Annotated in this window: 12 protein-coding genes, 1 tRNA gene and 1 riboswitch; of the genes, 7 read left to right on the top strand and 6 right to left on the bottom strand. The window is 67.9% G+C overall.

Going from position 1 to position 16,165, the window contains the following annotated elements; translation table 11 throughout:
- Positions 1-107: 107 nt before the first annotated feature.
- The 4 genes from FGL98_RS00600 to FGL98_RS00585 form a co-directional block, all read right to left on the bottom strand.
- Entirely contained in the window at positions 108-959 is an 852-nt protein-coding gene (locus tag FGL98_RS00600; protein WP_146314718.1) for a hypothetical protein, read from the bottom strand.
- 199 nt (positions 960-1,158) lie between these two features.
- Positions 1,159-1,929: an enoyl-CoA hydratase-related protein gene (locus tag FGL98_RS00595; RefSeq protein WP_246136295.1), complete on the bottom strand. Its 771-nt coding sequence runs from the start codon at positions 1,927-1,929 to the stop codon at positions 1,159-1,161.
- A 104-nt stretch (positions 1,930-2,033) separates the two neighbouring features.
- Positions 2,034-3,101, bottom strand: a complete 1,068-nt coding sequence (locus FGL98_RS00590; protein WP_222431937.1) for an acyl-CoA dehydrogenase family protein — start codon at positions 3,099-3,101, stop codon at positions 2,034-2,036.
- Between the two features lie 13 nt (positions 3,102-3,114).
- Complete coding sequence (locus FGL98_RS00585; protein ID WP_146314716.1) at positions 3,115-4,296, bottom strand: acyl-CoA dehydrogenase family protein; 1,182 nt, start codon at positions 4,294-4,296, stop codon at positions 3,115-3,117.
- A gap of 149 nt (positions 4,297-4,445) precedes the next feature.
- Between FGL98_RS00585 and FGL98_RS00580 the strand changes: the two genes are divergently transcribed.
- From FGL98_RS00580 to FGL98_RS00565, 4 genes are all read left to right on the top strand, one after another.
- On the top strand, positions 4,446-4,772 hold the full coding sequence (locus tag FGL98_RS00580; RefSeq protein WP_146314715.1) for a putative quinol monooxygenase: 327 nt from the start codon (positions 4,446-4,448) through the stop codon (positions 4,770-4,772).
- Between the two features lie 167 nt (positions 4,773-4,939).
- Positions 4,940-6,097 carry an MFS transporter gene (locus FGL98_RS00575; RefSeq protein WP_146314714.1) on the top strand — a complete coding sequence of 386 codons (1,158 nt, stop codon included), beginning with the start codon at positions 4,940-4,942 and terminating at the stop codon, positions 6,095-6,097.
- A gap of 31 nt (positions 6,098-6,128) precedes the next feature.
- A riboswitch (TPP riboswitch) is annotated at positions 6,129-6,220 on the top strand.
- A complete protein-coding gene (locus FGL98_RS00570; RefSeq protein WP_146314713.1) occupies positions 6,212-6,868 on the top strand; it encodes a TenA family protein in 657 nt (218 codons plus the stop codon). Its footprint overlaps the riboswitch before it by 9 nt.
- Complete coding sequence (locus FGL98_RS00565; RefSeq protein ID WP_146314712.1) at positions 6,868-7,557, top strand: TenA family protein; 690 nt, start codon at positions 6,868-6,870, stop codon at positions 7,555-7,557. Before FGL98_RS00570 ends, FGL98_RS00565 begins: the two co-directional genes overlap by 1 nt.
- Before the next feature lie 134 nt (positions 7,558-7,691).
- Here the strand turns inward: FGL98_RS00565 and FGL98_RS00560 are convergent.
- Together FGL98_RS00560 and FGL98_RS00555 are read right to left on the bottom strand one after the other, a co-directional pair.
- Positions 7,692-7,764: transfer RNA gene (locus FGL98_RS00560), tRNA-Lys, on the bottom strand.
- Between the two features lie 84 nt (positions 7,765-7,848).
- Complete coding sequence (locus tag FGL98_RS00555) at positions 7,849-8,460, bottom strand: TetR/AcrR family transcriptional regulator (protein ID WP_146314711.1); 612 nt, start codon at positions 8,458-8,460, stop codon at positions 7,849-7,851.
- 89 nt (positions 8,461-8,549) lie between these two features.
- On the opposite strand from FGL98_RS00555, the gene FGL98_RS00550 reads away from it, so the two are divergent.
- From FGL98_RS00550 to FGL98_RS00540, 3 genes are read left to right on the top strand one after another with little or no spacing between them, the layout of a single operon-like run.
- Positions 8,550-11,771: an acetyl-CoA carboxylase family protein gene (locus FGL98_RS00550; RefSeq protein ID WP_146314710.1), complete on the top strand. Its 3,222-nt coding sequence runs from the start codon at positions 8,550-8,552 to the stop codon at positions 11,769-11,771.
- 20 nt (positions 11,772-11,791) lie between these two features.
- Entirely contained in the window at positions 11,792-13,489 is a 1,698-nt protein-coding gene (locus FGL98_RS00545; RefSeq protein ID WP_146314709.1) for an AMP-binding protein, read from the top strand.
- A gap of 37 nt (positions 13,490-13,526) precedes the next feature.
- Positions 13,527-16,064, top strand: coding sequence for a DEAD/DEAH box helicase (locus tag FGL98_RS00540; protein ID WP_146314708.1), 2,538 nt, complete (start codon positions 13,527-13,529; stop codon positions 16,062-16,064).
- Positions 16,065-16,165 lie beyond the last annotated feature (101 nt).

Genomic DNA, 16,165 nt, shown 5'->3' with positions numbered 1-16,165 from the left:
TGGTGACCGTGGTCGCATGGAGCGCGGTCGGTGACTCGCCGGATTCGGCTCCGCGCAGACAGATGCGGCCGGTCACGGGGTGTCGTGACCGGCCGCATACCCGATTGTCAGTGCTTGTTGAACCGGTCTTTGAAGCCCTTGCCCTCGGACTTCAGCCGATCGGCCCACGACGCGTCGGCAGGGTCCTCAGCATCGGCCGGGTCGGCAGCATGAGCCGCGTGCCGACCGGCCGAAGGCGCCTCAGCGTCATACGGCTCGCGCGCAGCCGGCTGGTCACCCGGCGTGCCCTGCTGGCCGTCGGTCGGCTGGTAGGTGTTGCCGTAGGGGTCGGCGGTGCCCTGCTGGCCGGCGCCCTGCTGGCCGTCGGTGGGCTGGTAGGTGTTGCCGTAGGGGTCGGCGGTTCCGTGCTGCCCGGCTGGTGCTGGTGCTGGTGCGGGTTCGCCGGGAGTTCCCTGCTGGCCCGCCGCTGGCTGGTTGCCGCTCACCTGCGAGTCGGCAACCGAGTGATCGCTGTGTCGCTCGACGGTGCTCCGGTCTTCGGTCGCAGGCTCACCGGCGGGTGATGCACCGGGTGAGTCGGCCGAGGCGTCGGTGCGACGCCCCTCGCGGTCGGTCGGCACGTCGGGGTCGACCTTGTCGGCCTCACGAAGACTCTCGTTGTATGACGCGCGTTGCCGTTCGGCCTCCGCTGCCTGACGTTCCGACTCGGTCTCCAGGCTTGCCGCGTGCGCATTCTTGCGGTCGGCTTCTGCGCGGGCCTGATCCGCGGCGCTGGAGACCTCGGCCGCCTGCGCTTCCTGCTGGGCGGCCGCGTGCTTCTGTGGTTCAGCCTCCTTGCGCAGCTGCGCCGCTTTGAGCCGCCCCGCCTCCTTGCGCTTCTTGCTCAGCAGCGGCAGCAGCACTCCCAGCAGGATGATGATGATGACGATGATGATGACGATCCACCACTTGGCATCCATGCGGATCCCTCCTCGGTATGGACAACGCGCATTACTGACGACCACACTAACCACACGGCTGACCGAAATGGCGAGATGCGCGCGTCGTGACTGTCGCGCGTTACTGGACAGCGCCTGAGCCCACGCAGCGGGAACCCTGATGAGGTTGCGGCGCTGGGTTCCGGTGGTCGGACAAACCTGACAGGGCGCTGTCCATCCCTTAGTCGGGCCAGCTGGGATGGCGCTTCCCGAGGAAGGCTGCCATGCCCTCACGGGCGGCCGGCGTCTGCGACGACTCCGCCATGACGCGCACCGCCAGCTCGTACGCCTCGTCCTGGCCAAGGGACTGCTGAGCGTAGAGCGTGGTCTTCCCCAGTGACTTCGAGCCACTGCTTCCCCGCGTCGCGCGGGTGAGCAGGTCGTGCACGGCAGAGTCGAGCTCGTCGTCGGGAACCACGCGGTTGACCAGGCCCCAGTCGAGGGCCTGCTGCGCCGAGATGATGTCGCCGGTGTAGGCCATCTCCGCGGCCCGCTTGCGGCCGATATTGCGGGCGATCGCCACCATGGGCGTGTGGCAGAACCATCCGCCCTTGCCGCCGGGCGCCGCGAATCCGGCCGACTGCGCCGCCACCGCCAGGTCGCACGAAGCGACCATCTGCGCGCCGGCCGCGGTCGCCAGGGAGTGCACGCGCGCGACAACCGGCTGCGGCACTGCCTGGATCAGGTTCATCAGCTCGGTGCAGGTGTCGAGCAGACCACGGACCTCGTCCAGACTCGCATCGGCCACATCGGCGAAGTCGTGCCCGGCACTGAACACCGGTCCGGCGCCGGCCATGATGATGCCTCGAGCATCGGAACCGCCGACCTCCTTCAATGCGGTGATCAGGTCGAGCATGTGGGCTCGGGAGAGCGCATTTCGTCTCTTCGGCCGGTTCATGGTGATCGTGGCGAAGTCGTCTTCCCGGCTGACCAGGACATTCTCGAGCGACACGGCATCTCCTTGCACGAGCGGTGTATGCAGTGCTCTCACGTTATCGCTGCACCCGTGGCGGGCACAGCGAACCCCGCACCCGTCGACCAGGGTTCGTGGCGAGGTCAGCTGAGGACGTCCACCATGGCGTGGTCACGCACCGACCCGGCCAGTATGGCGAGGTGCTGGCGGGGATCGCCGAAGGTGCGTTCGATCGCGGTGAGTCTGGCGGTCAGATGACCGACCGAGTACTCCGCGGTCATTCCGATGCCGCCGTGCAGCTGGATCGCCTCCTGCCCGATATGCCGACCCGTCCGGCCGACGACGACCTTCGTGCGTGAGGCGATCGCCGCGTCGTCCGGGTGATCGGCCAACTGCATCGCGGCAAACAGCACCGTGCTGCGGGCCAGCTCCAGCGACACATACATGTCTGCGGCGCGCTGCGTCAGTGTCTGGAACTTCATCAGTGGCACGCCGAATTGCTTGCGGGTCTTGAGGTACTCCACCGTCATCGACAGCGCGGCGTCCATCGCGCCGAGTGCCTCTCCGGCCAGCGTGACGATGCCAAGGTTGACCGCGCCGGCCAGAGCGGCCGGTGTCCGGCTCGGGTCGAGCAGCAGCGTCGCCGGCGTCTCGACCAGGGCGACGCGGGCACCCGAGACCACGGGTGTCTCGACGAGGAATACGGCGAGTCCGTCGTTCGTCTGTGCCGGCACGACCAGATGGGTTGCGGAGCCGACACACAGGACTGGCTCCTTGGTGCCGCTGAGGACCCATTTGTCGCCGACCTGCGATGCGGTCATTGACGAAAACGTCTGGGACCAGGCGCGTTGCGGTTCGGTGAGAGCAGGCAGCACCAGCGCGCTGCCATCGGTCACTGCCTCCACCAGGCCCGACTGGCTGCCGCTGGAGACCAGCAGCGACGCGGCCACGAGCGCATCGGCATACGCGGTCTGCACTCCGGCGCTGCCCAGCTCGGCGGCCACGATGGACACCTCGACGGGACTGGCACCGAACCCGCCGACGTCCTCGGCGAACGGCAGTCCCAAGGCGCCCATCTCCGCCATCGCGGTCCAGGTCTTCGGATCATGGTCGTGCGGACCGACGGGCACGTCGCCCTCGCCACGCTCGGGTGCATGCCGTGCGGCCAGCTCGCGAGCGGCGGAGCGGAGTGCCTTCTGCTCATCGGTCATCGTGAAGTCCATGTCAGCCCCTCAGCCCGAGGATTCCGGACGAGATGACTTGACGCTGCACCTCGTTGGACCCTCCATAGATGGATGCCTTGCGGAAGTTCAAATAGGTCGGCGCGGCCCGGCGCGTCCACGACTCCAGGTCGGTCCCGTCGTAGCGGTTCCACTGGAGCCCGGATGGCCCGGCGATGTCGACCACGAGCTCGAGGACGTCCTGCTGCAGCTCGGAACCCCGGAGCTTGAGGATGGATGACGCCGGGTCGGGTTTGCCCTCTGTCGAGCCACCCGCGACGCGAATGGCGGTGAGCTCGAGCGCCATGACCTCGCACTCCAGCTCGGCGATCCGGGCAGACAGCAGCGGGTCGTCGAGCAGGGTGCCGTCCCCGGATCGAACGGTGGCAGCGAACGTCTTCGCGTCGGCAAGCTTTCGCTTGATCGAGCCGACCGGCGCGACGCCGACCCGCTCGTTGCCGAGGAGGAACTTCGCGTAGCTCCAGCCTTGGTCGACCTCGCCGACCAGCTGGGCTGCAGGCACCCGGACGTTGTCGAAGAAGACCTCGTTCACCTCGTGCCCGCCGTCGATCAGCTGGATCGGCCGGACGGTGACTCCGGGCGTCGACATGTCGATGAGCAGGAACGAGATGCCCAGCTGCTTCTTCGGCGCGTCGGGGTTCGTCCGCACCAGCGCAAAGATCCAGTCGGCGTGTTGGCCGAGCGTGGTCCAGGTCTTCTGCCCGTTGACCACCCACTCGTCACCGTCGCGGGTGGCGGTGGTGCGCAGCGAGGCCAGATCGGAGCCCGCATCGGGTTCGGAGAATCCCTGGCACCACCAGATATCCAGGTTCGCCGTCGCCGGCAGGAAGCGGTCCTTCAGCTCCTTGGACCCGAACGCCGCGATCACCGGTCCGACCATGTTGGCGTTGAAGGCCAGCGGCGGCGGCACGGAGGCGGTCTGCATCTCGTGCAGGTAGATGTGCCGCTGCAGCGTGGTCCAGTCCTTGCCGCCGTACTCAGTCGGCCAGTGGGGGACCGCAAGGCCGGCTTCGTTGAGGATGCGCTGGCTGGCGCGGATGTCGTCCGGCCCGACCTCGCCGCCGGCGTGCCATCGGTCCCGGATGTCCTGCGGAAACGTTTTCGTGAAGAAGTCGCGCATCTGCTGTCGAAATGCCGCATCCTCTTCGCTGAGCCTGCGCTCCATGGCACTCCCTTGTCGAGTGAGACTTGTCCAGACACCACGCTAACCCGTCAGTAGATCCCGCGGTGTGGGAGCCTGTGGGCACGGTGGTCGAGGCGCCCTACGCTATGGGTAGGTGACCGTCCCGTTGCCCCATGTCGAAAGGACTGCACATGATCTTCATCGTGGCGAAGTTCCAGGTCCTGCCTGCGCACGCAGATGAGTGGCCGGAGATCAGCAAGAGATTCACGGACGCTGTGCGGAGTGAGCCGGGCAACCTGTGGTTCGACTGGTCGCGCAGCCTGGACGACCCGAACGAGTACACGCTGGTCGAGGCATTCAAGGATGAGGACGCGGGCACCGTGCACGTGCAGTCCGACCACTTCAAGCGCGCTCAGGAGTGGCTCCCGCAGCACCTGGAGAAGACCCCCCGAGTCATCAACACGAACATCGGCCAGGACGACTGGTCTCTGCTGGGCGAGATGGCCGTTCCCGGCTGATAGGCCCAGGCGGCGCCCACGTCGGCCACTGGGGTGAGCGCCGTCCCCTCGCGCTGCCGGGCGTGACCGCCGCCGAGACCGAGCAGCGATGTACCGTCGCGCCAGTGAGGAGTGCGTCGCCGCGGAAGGACCCGCCCGGCGGGCCGTCGATCTGGCAGGTGCCAGGGATGACGCCCCTGGCGGTGATGACGTTCGCCGGTTTCTCGGGCTACGCGGTCCTGCTGCCGGTTGGTCCGATGTGGGCGGTCCACGGGGGAGCCAACGAGGCGGGTGCCGGCCTGGTCAACGGCGTCCTGCTGCTGTTCACCGTGATCACTCAGATGTTCGTCCCAGCTGCGTTGCGTCGACTCGGTTGGGGTCCCGTCGTCGCGGGCGGCCTGTTCCTGCTCGGTGTGCCATCGCTGGCGTATGCCGTGAGCGATGCGCTCGGGCCGGTGCTCGCCCTGTCGGCGGTCCGCGGCGTCGGGTTCGGTGTGCTCACGGTGACCGGCAGCGCGGCGGTGGCCAAGCTCGTCGAACCGGCCCGACGGGGCGAGGCGATCGGGACGTACGGTCTGGCGATCGCGCTGCCCAATCTCGTCCTGCTCCCGCTGGGGCCCTGGATCGCCGACCATGCGGGGTTCTGGGTGATCTTTGCGATCAGCGGGATGCCGATCATCGGGATCCCCGCCGGGATCCGGCTTGCTCGAGTCATCCACGGGGACGCGCTCGACCTGCTGCATCTGGAGGACGGCCCCGCCGAGGCCTCGCCCGTGGTCGAGTCGGAGGGCACGGCATACCGCCGGCTGGTGCGGCCGATGGTGCTCCTGCTGGCCGTGACCCTTGCGGGCGGTGCGGTGATCACCTTCGCCGCGCAGATGGTGAGCAGCGCGTGGTTGACCACCGCGGGGCTGTTTGTCATGGGGCTGGTTGCCGCCGCGATCCGGTGGCGCGCCGGGGTCGTGGCCGATCGGCACGGTCCGGAGCCGTTCATCTGGCCACTGGTCGTCCTGACCTGTGTCGGGATGGTCCTCACGGCGTACGCCGTGCGTGACGGTGACGCGACGAACGTGGCAGTTTTCCTCGTGGCGATGGTGATCGTGGGGCTGGCCTATGGGGCATTGCAGAACTTCACGCTCGTGGCCGCCTTCAACGCCGTCAGCCGTCCGCACCACAATCTGGCCAGCGCCATCTGGAACGTCGGGTTCGATGCGGGGACCGGCCTGGGATCGGTGGTCGTCGGGATGCTGGCGCTGAGATCGTCGTTCAGCACGGCGCTGCTGGTGATCGCCGTCCTTTCGATCGCGACACTGCCGGTGGCGCTGCGGCCGCCGCGAAAGAGCTGAGGCAGGCCGGCTTTCGTCGACCGGTAGGCTCGCCTGTGACACGGGGTGCCCCACAGGGCTGAGAAGACACCCGGAGAACCTGATCGAGCTCATACTCGCGGAGGGATGTCCTTCATGACACGCACGTTCACCGAGTCGCTGCGACTGGACAACGAGACCACCTGGTCGGCGGCAGTGCAGCACCGCCTTGTCGAGGAGCTGCTCGACGGCAGCATCACCGATGCGGTGATGGCCGGATACCTGATCCAGGACCATCGATTCCTCGACAGCTTTCTGGCCCTACTCGGGTCGGCGGTCGCGACGGCCGACACCTTCGAGGCGAGACTGATCCTGGCGAGGTTCGCCGGTGAGGTCGCCGGTGACGAGAACACGTATTTCGAGCGATCCTTCGCCGCGCTCGGCGTGACCGACCAGATCGACGAGCGCACACCGGATACGCCGGCGACCTCAGGGTTCAAGGACCTGTTCCGTGACGCGGCCGAGTCGCGGGACTACGCGGGCGCGCTCGCGGTGCTCGTCGTCACCGAGTGGCTCTACCTCGACTGGGCCCGTCGTGCCCCGTCGCGGGCACGAGGTTTCGTGCATGCGGAGTGGATCGCACTGCACGACAATCCGGGTTTCGCCGAGTTCGTTGCGTTCCTCCGACGTGAGCTGGACCGACTCGGGTCGGAGCACGGCGACCTGACGGCCGGCTACTTCCAGCGGGCCGTGGAGCTCGAGCTCGCCTTCTTCGACCAGGCCTACGACCATCCCGTCGGTGGTGCGAGGTGATGACCCTCTTCGCATCCCTGAAGGCCGGATGCGAGGCCGACTGGAAGGCCTACACGCGGCATGAATTCGTGAGCCGGCTCGGTGCCGGGACTCTGCCGATGCCGGCATTCCAGGACTACCTCGTGCAGGACTACCTGTTCCTCATCCAGTTCGCCCGAGCCAACGGGCTCGCCGCATACAAGAGTCGCCGACTCATCGACCTTCGGCAGGCGCACGATGCGCTCGGCGCGATCCTCGCCGAGACCGATCTCCACCTCCGGCTCACCGAACGATGGGGGATCGCCCGCGCCGAGCTCGACGCCGCGCTCGAGAAGCAGGCCACCGTCGCCTACACCAGATACGTGCTCGACAACGGTATGGCGGGCGACCTCCTCGACCTGTTCGTCGCGCTGGCGCCTTGCGTGATCGGGTATGCAGAGATCGGGCGGCACCTCGCCCCGGAGCTGAGCCGCGGCGACGCGCACCCCTACTGCGAGTGGATTGCGGAGTATGCGAGCGATGAGTACCAGGCGACCGCAGCGGCTGCCATCGAACGGCTCGACATCCTGGCCGGTGAGTTGGTGACCGGGCGGCGCCTCGACGAGCTCAGCACGGTGTTCGGCACGGCCACCCGGCTCGAGACGGCGTTCTGGCAACAGGCGGTCGATGCGGACTTCGCACCCGCCGAAGTGAACGAAGGCAGCCGGTAGGCGGAGCGGGCGGCCCCACGAACAGGAATCGACGCGCGCAACCCGCCGGAACCCGCGCAATCTCGGTCCGCGGAACGGTCGAGTCCTGTTGCTGGAACCGGCCGGGCCGGTATGTTCTTCGCGGGCCACCTCGGTGGGCCCTGTGGGACTCGAACCCACAACCTACGGATTAAAAGTCCGCAGCTCTGCCAATTGAGCTAAGGGCCCCCGCCGCGAGGGACGCTGTCGGCCTCCGGGCGGTGCCTGGACAGCGTAGTGGCCGGGCAGGGGAGCGTCACATCCGCGGTCGTGTCACCCCAGGCCGAGCAGCCGGATGAACATCTCGCCGAGCTCATCCTTGGCCCGCTCGGCGTCCTGCGGATGATCGACGACGTGGGACGCGAAGGCGGAGACCATACCGCCGGCGGCGCGGGCGATCGCCTCCGGGGCGGCCGCGGGCTGCGCCAGTCCCTGGTCGGCCAGACGCCGCGCGAACCGCGCACTCCGGTGCAGCGGGTGGTCCTGGACCTGCTCCCACAGCCGGGACATCTGTTGGTCGGCGAGGGACTGGTGCTGGAGCACGCTGATCAGTCGGAGGTTTCTGGTGTAGGCGTCCAGATACGCGCCGATGGACGCGCGAGCCGTGGCGACCGGATCCGAGAGGTCGAAGCCGGGCGGGTCCTGGCTGGCGACCAGGTCGTCGTGCAGTTGCTGGGCGAGCACGGAGAAGATCTCGTCCTTGGTCGCGAAATAGACATAGAACGTCGCGCGACCGACCTGGGCCGCCTTCGCGATATCGGCGATCGTGGTCGGTCCGAACCCCTTCTGCTCGAAGCACCGACGCGCCGCACCGACCAGCGCAGCATGCGTCGGGCTGCCCTCGCGGTCCAACTTGCTGCGCACCGACCAGCCCTGAGACGTCATACGCCCAGTCTGTTGACATTGACGTCAATGTCAACAACACTTCGAAGCGCCGGCCGGTCGCGCGCCGGTGCTGCCCTGAAGGAGGTTGCGTGGACCGTCTCCTGGTGGCGAACCGCGGCGAGATCGCGATCCGGGTATGCCGTGCCGCGGCCTCGCTGCGCATCCCGACGGTGGCCGTGCGGACCCGCGATGAGTTCGAAGTGCCTCACATCCGATTCGCCGACACGGTCGTCGACCTTTCCGGATCCGGTGCCACTGCCTACCTGGACGTCGCCGGGATCGTCGCCGCGGCGCAGCGGGCCGGCGCCGACGCGCTGCATCCGGGCTACGGGTTCCTGAGCGAGTCGCCCGCGCTGGCGCAGGCGTGCGCCGACGCCGGGATCACCTTCGTCGGGCCCAGCATCACCGCCCTGCGGACGCTGGGCGACAAGACCGAGGCACGCGCGCTGGCGGAACGTCTTGGGGTCCCCGTGCTCGGAGCCGCGACCGGCGAGGTGGAGGCGGCCCAGTCGTTGATGGCCGGCCTTGGGCCCGAGGGGTCCGTGGTGGTCAAGGCCGTTGCCGGAGGTGGCGGCCGCGGCATTCGCATGGTCACAAGGCCCGAGGGGCTGGCTAGAGCGCTGCGACGCGCGGCGTCCGAGGCGCAGCGCGCATTCGGTGACGACCGGGTCTACGTGGAGGAGTACCTCCCGCACGCTCGGCACATCGAGGTGCAGGTCATTGGAGACGGGTCGGCGGTCCTCGCGGTCGGTGACCGTGACTGCTCGATCCAGATCCGCCGCCAGAAGGTCATCGAGATCGCGCCCGCGCTCACGGTTCCCTCGGAAACTCGTCGAGCGCTCGCTGAGGCCGCGACGCGCATCGCGGCAGATGTCGGATACGCAGGGCTGGGGACTTTCGAGTTCCTCGTGACCAGAGATCGATTCGCGTTCCTTGAGGCCAACCCCCGTGTTCAGGTGGAACATACGGTCACCGAAGAGGTCACCGGCCTCGATCTCGTGGCTCTCCAGCTGAGGGTCGCGGACGGGCGGTCCCTGCGCGATCTCGGGCTGAGCGACCCGGTCGAGCAACGCGGTATTGCCGTACAGTCCCGCATCAGTGCCGTTCATGTTCAAGACGATGGCGACGTCGTGCCGACGGTCGGTGAGGTCACCGAGTGGGTCCCGCCGACGGGTCCTGGCACTCGGGTCGACGCCGCGCTTGTGCGCGGCACGAGGGTGACCGGGGCGTTCGACTCCCTCCTTGCCAAAGTGATCACCCACGACCCCGGGTCGGACCTCGCGGCCGCGCTCGCGCACTCGTGGCGGGCGCTCGACGAGGCTGCCCTCGAGGGTGTGGAGACCAGCATCGCACTGGTGCAGGCGATCCTGGCTCGACCCGAGGTGGCGGCCGGGCACGCAACGACGACGTTCGTCGAAGAACACCTGGCCGAGATCCTCGGCGCGTCGCGGCAGGCCGCCGATGCCGATGGCCCGGTGAGCTCGGGTGACTCGGACCCTGCGCTCCTCCATGCCCACCTGCCGGCCACGGTGGTGTCGGTAGGCGTGGCACCGGGAGACCTGGTGGCCCCGGGCCAGGAGCTCCTGGTGCTCGAGGCGATGAAGATGGAGCACCCCGTCACAGCCGTGGCCGGCGGCGTGGTCCATCGGGTGGCCGTCGAGCCCGGTGACAGCGTCGAGGTCGGCCGACTCCTGGTCGGGCTCAAGGTCGACCAGACCGCAGACCTCGGCGCCGCCACCGACGAGGTCATCGACCTCGACCGGGTCCGCCCGGACCTGCAGCACGTCCGTGACCGCCACCGCCCGACACTCGACGAGGCGCGCCCCGAGGCGGTCGAGAAGCGACATCGCTTCGGACACCGAACCGCGCGGGAGAACATCTCGGACCTGCTCGATGACGACAGCTTCCACGAGTACGGCGCGCTGACGATCGCCGCACAGCGCCTCCGGCGATCTGTCGACGACCTCGTCGAGCGCACACCGGCCGACGGCATTGTCACCGGAATAGGCATGATCGGCGCCCAGACGTTCGGTGACCGGGCAGCCGCCTGCGCGGTCCTTGCCTACGACTACACGGTGCTCGCGGGCACGCAGGGCTATCTGAGCCATCGCAAGACGGATCGAATGCTCGATCTCGCGCACCGGCGGGGCATCCCCGTGGTGCTCTTTGCAGAAGGCGGCGGCGGGCGCCCCGGAGACACCGACACCACGGCGGTCTCCGCTCTCGATGTCGAGACCTTCGCCAAGATGGGCCGATTGGCCGGCCAGGTGCCTACCATCGGCATCGCGTCCGGCAGATGCTTCGCCGGCAACGCCGCGTTGCTCGGATGCTGCGACGTCGTCATCGCGACACGGGACGCCAACATCGGCATGGGCGGTCCGGCCATGATCGAGGGCGGCGGCCTCGGGGTGTTCCGCCCGGAGGACATCGGTCCGAGTGACGTGCAGCAGTCGTCGGGGGTCATCGACGCGCTGGTCGACGACGAAGCCCAGGCAGTCGACGTCGCCAAGCGTTACCTGTCCTACTTCCAAGGGAGTCGATCATCCTGGCAGGCCGGCGACCCCCGCGAGCTGCGGCACATCGTGCCCGAGAACCGGCGTCGACCGTATGACGTGAGCAGACTTGTCGACCTCGTCGCCGACACGGACTCGGTCCTGGAGCTGCGCGCCGGCTTCGGAATGGGCGCCGTGACGGCACTCGCCCGACTGGAAGGCCGATCGGTCGGCATCATCGCGAACAACCCGATGCACCTCGGCGGGGCGATCGACGCCGACGCCGCCGACAAGCTCGCCCGCTTCATCCTCCTCTGCAACGCGCACGGACTGCCGCTCGTGTCGCTCTGCGACACTCCCGGTTTCATGGTGGGCCCGGATGCCGAACGGACCGCGACGGTGCGTCATTTCGCTCGACTCTTTGTCGCTGGAGCGCACCTGCAGGTACCACTTGTCACCGTGGTCGTGCGTAAGGGCTACGGGCTCGGCGCCCAGGCGATGGCCGGTGGCAGCTTCCACAGCCCACTCGCCACAATCGCCTGGCCGACCGGCGAGATCGGCGGGATGGGCCTCGAAGGCGCGGTGCGTCTCGGCTATCGCCGTGAGCTGGAGGCCGCGGTCGACGAGACTGCCCGGCAGCAGCTGTTCGAGGAGCTTGTCGCTGCCGCCTACGAGCAGGGCAGAGCCACCAATGCGGCTCAGGCCTTTGAGCTCGACGATGTCATCGACCCGGCCGACACCCGACGTTGGGTCGTCGACGCTCTCGGGAGCCAGCACAGCGTCACACCGTCGCAGCGCGGCTACCTGGACACCTGGTAGAGCCGATGACAGGAGATCTGATGACCTTTGACGCACACCTTGTCGACCTGCGGTCGCGACAGGAGCGATCCCGGCCACCGGGAACTCCACGACAGGTGCGCTACCCCCTCGGAGAACTGACCATCCCGGCGCACGTCGCGCACTGGGCCACCCACCGGCCGGACCAGGCTGCCGTCGTGTTCGAAGGGCGCACGATCACCTACAGCGAGCTCGAAGGCGAGATCTCGCGTGCGGCAGGCGGGTTGCGCTTACTCGGGGTGCGCCCGGGGGACCGAGTCGCCATACACCTGCCGAACTGCCCACAGTTCGTCATCGCGATGATGGCCGTCCTGCGGCTGGGCGCGGTGCACGTCCCGGTCAACCCGATGTTCAAGGAGACCGAGCTGCAGCACGAGCTGGCGGACAGTGGTGCATCAGTCGTCGTGACGCTGGACGATCTGCTGCCGCTCGTGAACGCGGTGCGTGGCGACTGCGCGGTGCACCGGGTCGTGGTCACCACCATGGCGGAGGGAGCCGGTGGTGCTGGAGCGCGACCCTCGGATCAGGTGTTGTGGTCGACTCTGCTGCAAGGCGATCCGGTTAACGATGACCTGGCGGATCTCGACGCACTGGCTGCACTGAACTACACCGGCGGGACGACCGGCCTGCCCAAGGGATGTCAGCACACGCAGCGGCACATGCTCTACACCGCGGCGACCGCAGCGGGCGCGACCGCGCAGACGCAAGACACCGGATTCGTCGCGCTCTGCTATCTGCCGATCTTTTGGATCGCCGGCGAGGACCTGGGCATTCTGCTGCCCCTGGTCCTTGGCGGCACGTCGGTGCTGATGCCGCGATGGAACGCACAGCAGGCGTTGCAGCTGATCGACAGCCAGCACGCCACGGCGATGGTGGGCACGGTCGAGAACTATCTTGAGCTGCTCGACCGCAGCGACCTCGGCGACTACGACCTCAGCTCGCTGGAAGACCCGATGGCAGTGTCCTTCGTGCGCAAGCTGGACTCGCAGGTGCGCTCGCGGTGGATCGATGCCGTAGGAGCGCGCTCGGTGCTGCGTGAGGCGGCATACGGAATGACCGAGACCCACACGATGGACGCGAGCCCGTACCGAATGTCCGCGAATGACCGTGACCTGCACGAGGAGCCGGTCTTCTGTGGGGTTCCGGTCCCCGGCACCGACGTGCTCGTCGTCGACTGGGAGACGGGCAGTCCGCTTCCGATCGGGGAAGACGGGCAGATCATTCTGCGCAGCCCGTCGGTGATCACGGGCTACTGGAACAACCCGGCCGCGACAGCGGAGCAGCTGCGGGATGGCTGGTTGCAGACCGGTGACAGCGGTCGTCTGGACGAGGCCGGCTGCTTGCACTATCTCGGCCGGCGCAAGGAGATGATCAAGGTCAAGGGCATGAGCGTCTTCCCGGCCGAGGTCGAGATGATCCTGTCCCGGCATCCCCAGGTGCGCTCGGTTGCAGTGGTCCCAGCGCCACACCCCGACAGAGGTCAGCAGCCGGTCGCCTTCGTCACGCTGGCGCCCGGCGCCAACGTCACGACGACCGAGCTGCACGCGTATGCGACCGACTCGATGGCGACCTACAAGGTGCCTGTGGTCGTGGTGGTCGAGGACTTCCCGATGACGGCGACCGGCAAGATCCGCAAGGTCGAGCTCGAGGAGCAGGCGGCGGCAGCAGCGCGCGACACGGAGTCACCGGGCATCTCGTAGCGATCGACCGAGCGCCGTTTGCGAGGATGGCTGCACCATGAACCTCGCCGATCGACTCCCGCCCACCGCCGACGCAGACCAGCTGTATGCCGAGTTCACCGGGTGGGTCGAGGGTCAGGGGCTGCGCCTCTACCCGCATCAGGACGACGCGATCATCGAGATCCTCAGCGGCGCCAACGTGATCCTGGCGACGCCTACCGGGTCCGGCAAGTCGATGGTCGCCACCGCGGCCCACTTCGCCGCGCTCGCGGACGACCGGGTCAGCTTCTACACCGCGCCGATCAAGGCGCTGGTCTCGGAGAAGTTCTTCACCCTCTGCGAGATCTTCGGAGCGGACAACGTCGGCATGCTCACCGGTGATGCGGCCGTCAACGCGGACGCCCCGATCATCTGCTGCACCGCGGAGATTCTCGCCAACATCGCGCTCCGGGAGGGCAAGGCCGCCGATGTCGGCATGGTGATCATGGACGAGTTCCACTTCTACTCCGAGCCGGACCGCGGGTGGGCCTGGCAGGTGCCGCTGCTGGAGCTGCCCCAGGCCCAGTTCGTCCTGATGTCGGCCACCCTGGGTGACGTGTCCGTCTTCGAGGAGGACCTGACTCGGCGAACCGGCCGGGACACGAGGACGGTGGCGACCGCCGAGCGGCCGGTGCCGCTGTCGTTCGAGTGGGCCCTGTTGCCGCTGCACGAGACGCTCGAAGAGCTGCTGACCACACACCAGGCGCCGGTCTACGTCGTGCACTTCACGCAGGCCTCAGCGCTCGAGCGGGCGCAGGCCCTGATGAGCCTCAACGTATGCAGCAAGGACGAGAAGGCGCGGATCGGCGAGCTGATCTCCGGGTTCCGTTTCAGCGCAGGGTTCGGCAAAACGCTGAACCGGCTGGTGCGGCACGGGATTGGCGTGCACCACGCCGGAATGCTGCCGAAATATCGTCGCCTGGTCGAGACGCTTGCGGCCCAGGGCCTGCTCAAGGTGATCTGTGGCACCGACACGCTCGGGGTGGGGATCAACATCCCGATCCGCACCGTGGTGTTCACCGGACTGACCAAGTTCGACGGCACCCGGCAGCGGTTGCTGAAGGCGCGGGAGTTCCACCAGATCGCCGGGCGGGCCGGACGCGCAGGGTTCGACACCAGCGGCACGGTGGTCGTGCAGGCACCGGAGCATGTGGTCGAGAACCACCGGGCGCTGACCAAGGCCGGTGACGACCCGAAGAAGCAGCGCAAGGTGCAGCGCAAGAAGCCGCCCGAGGGCTTCGTCAACTGGTCGGAGGAGACCTTCGACCGGCTCGTCGCCTCCGACCCTGAGACGCTCCAGTCGCGTATGCGGATTACCCACTCGATGTTGCTCAACCTGGTTGCCCGTCAGGGGGACCCGTTTGCGGCCGTGCGAAAGCTGCTGCGCGACAACCACGAGGACACCCGCCGCCAAGCACGACTGGCGAGACGCGCGATCACGCTCTCCCGGGAGTTGCTGACCGCGGGAGTCGTGCAGCGGCTCGACACCCCCGATGAGACCGGTCGACAGGTGCGACTCGTCGGTGAGCTGCAGGAGAACTTTGCGCTGAACCAGCCCCTGTCGCCGTTCGCACTCGCGGTGCTCGATGTCCTCGACCCGGAGTCGGACACCTACACGGTCGATGTGGTCTCCGTGATCGAGTCGATCCTCGAGGACCCTCGGCCGATCCTGCGTGCGCAGCAGCACAAGGCGCGTGGCGAGGCGATCGCGGAGATGAAGTCCGAGGGGATCGAGTACGACGAGCGGATGGAGCTGCTGGAGGAGGTCACCTGGCCGAAACCGCTGCACGAGCTGCTCGAGGCGACATTCGAGACCTATCGCAGCACCCAGCCGTGGGTGGGGGAGAACGCTCTGTCGCCGAAGTCGGTGGTCCGCGAGATGTACGAGAACGCCTGGACGTTCGGCGATCTGGTCAAGCAGTACGAGCTGAACCGCTCCGAGGGGATCGTCCTGCGATACCTGACCGATGCCTACCGCACGCTGCGCCAGACCGTGCCGGACTCACGCAAGTCCGAGGAGCTCACCGACCTGATCGAGTGGCTGGGTGAGCTGATCCGCCAGACCGACTCCAGCCTGCTGGACGAGTGGGAGGAGCTGATCGATCCGACCCGCCACGTTGCCGGCCCGGACGTCGTGCCGCCCGCTCCGCGACCGGTCACCGGCAACCTTCGCGCATTCCGGGTGCAGGTGCGTAACGCGATGTTCCGCCGCGTCCAGCTGGCCGCCCGCCGGGACATCGCCGGTCTTGCCGCACTGGATCGCGCCACCGCAGAGTCGACCGAGCCGCCGACCGAGATCGTCATGGACGAGGCTGCCTGGATGGAGGACCTCGACGTCTACTTCGCCGAGCACCCCGAGATCGGCACGGGCGCACGAGCCCGGGGGCCGGCCCATCTGCGGATCAAGGAGTCGAAGGACCTGTGGGAGGTCCGCCAGGTCATCGACGATCCGGACGACAACCGCGACTGGGGCATTGATGCGCAGATCGACCTGCCGGCCTGCGACGACGCAGGGCAGGCGGTCATCGTGGTCCTCGGCCTGAACCGCCTGGACTGACCACCCGCTCCCTCCCCGCCGAGTGGAGCACATAGTGCTCGAGCGGAGCACGTACAACTACTCCACTCGGCGGGGGAAAGTAGGCTCGAACGAGCCGCTGG

The sequence above is a fragment of the Leekyejoonella antrihumi genome (assembly GCF_007845645.1).
Classification (GTDB): domain Bacteria; phylum Actinomycetota; class Actinomycetes; order Actinomycetales; family Dermatophilaceae; genus Leekyejoonella; species Leekyejoonella antrihumi.
Note: the sequence above shows the minus strand (reverse complement) of the source record. Positions and strands in the feature narration are given on the sequence as shown.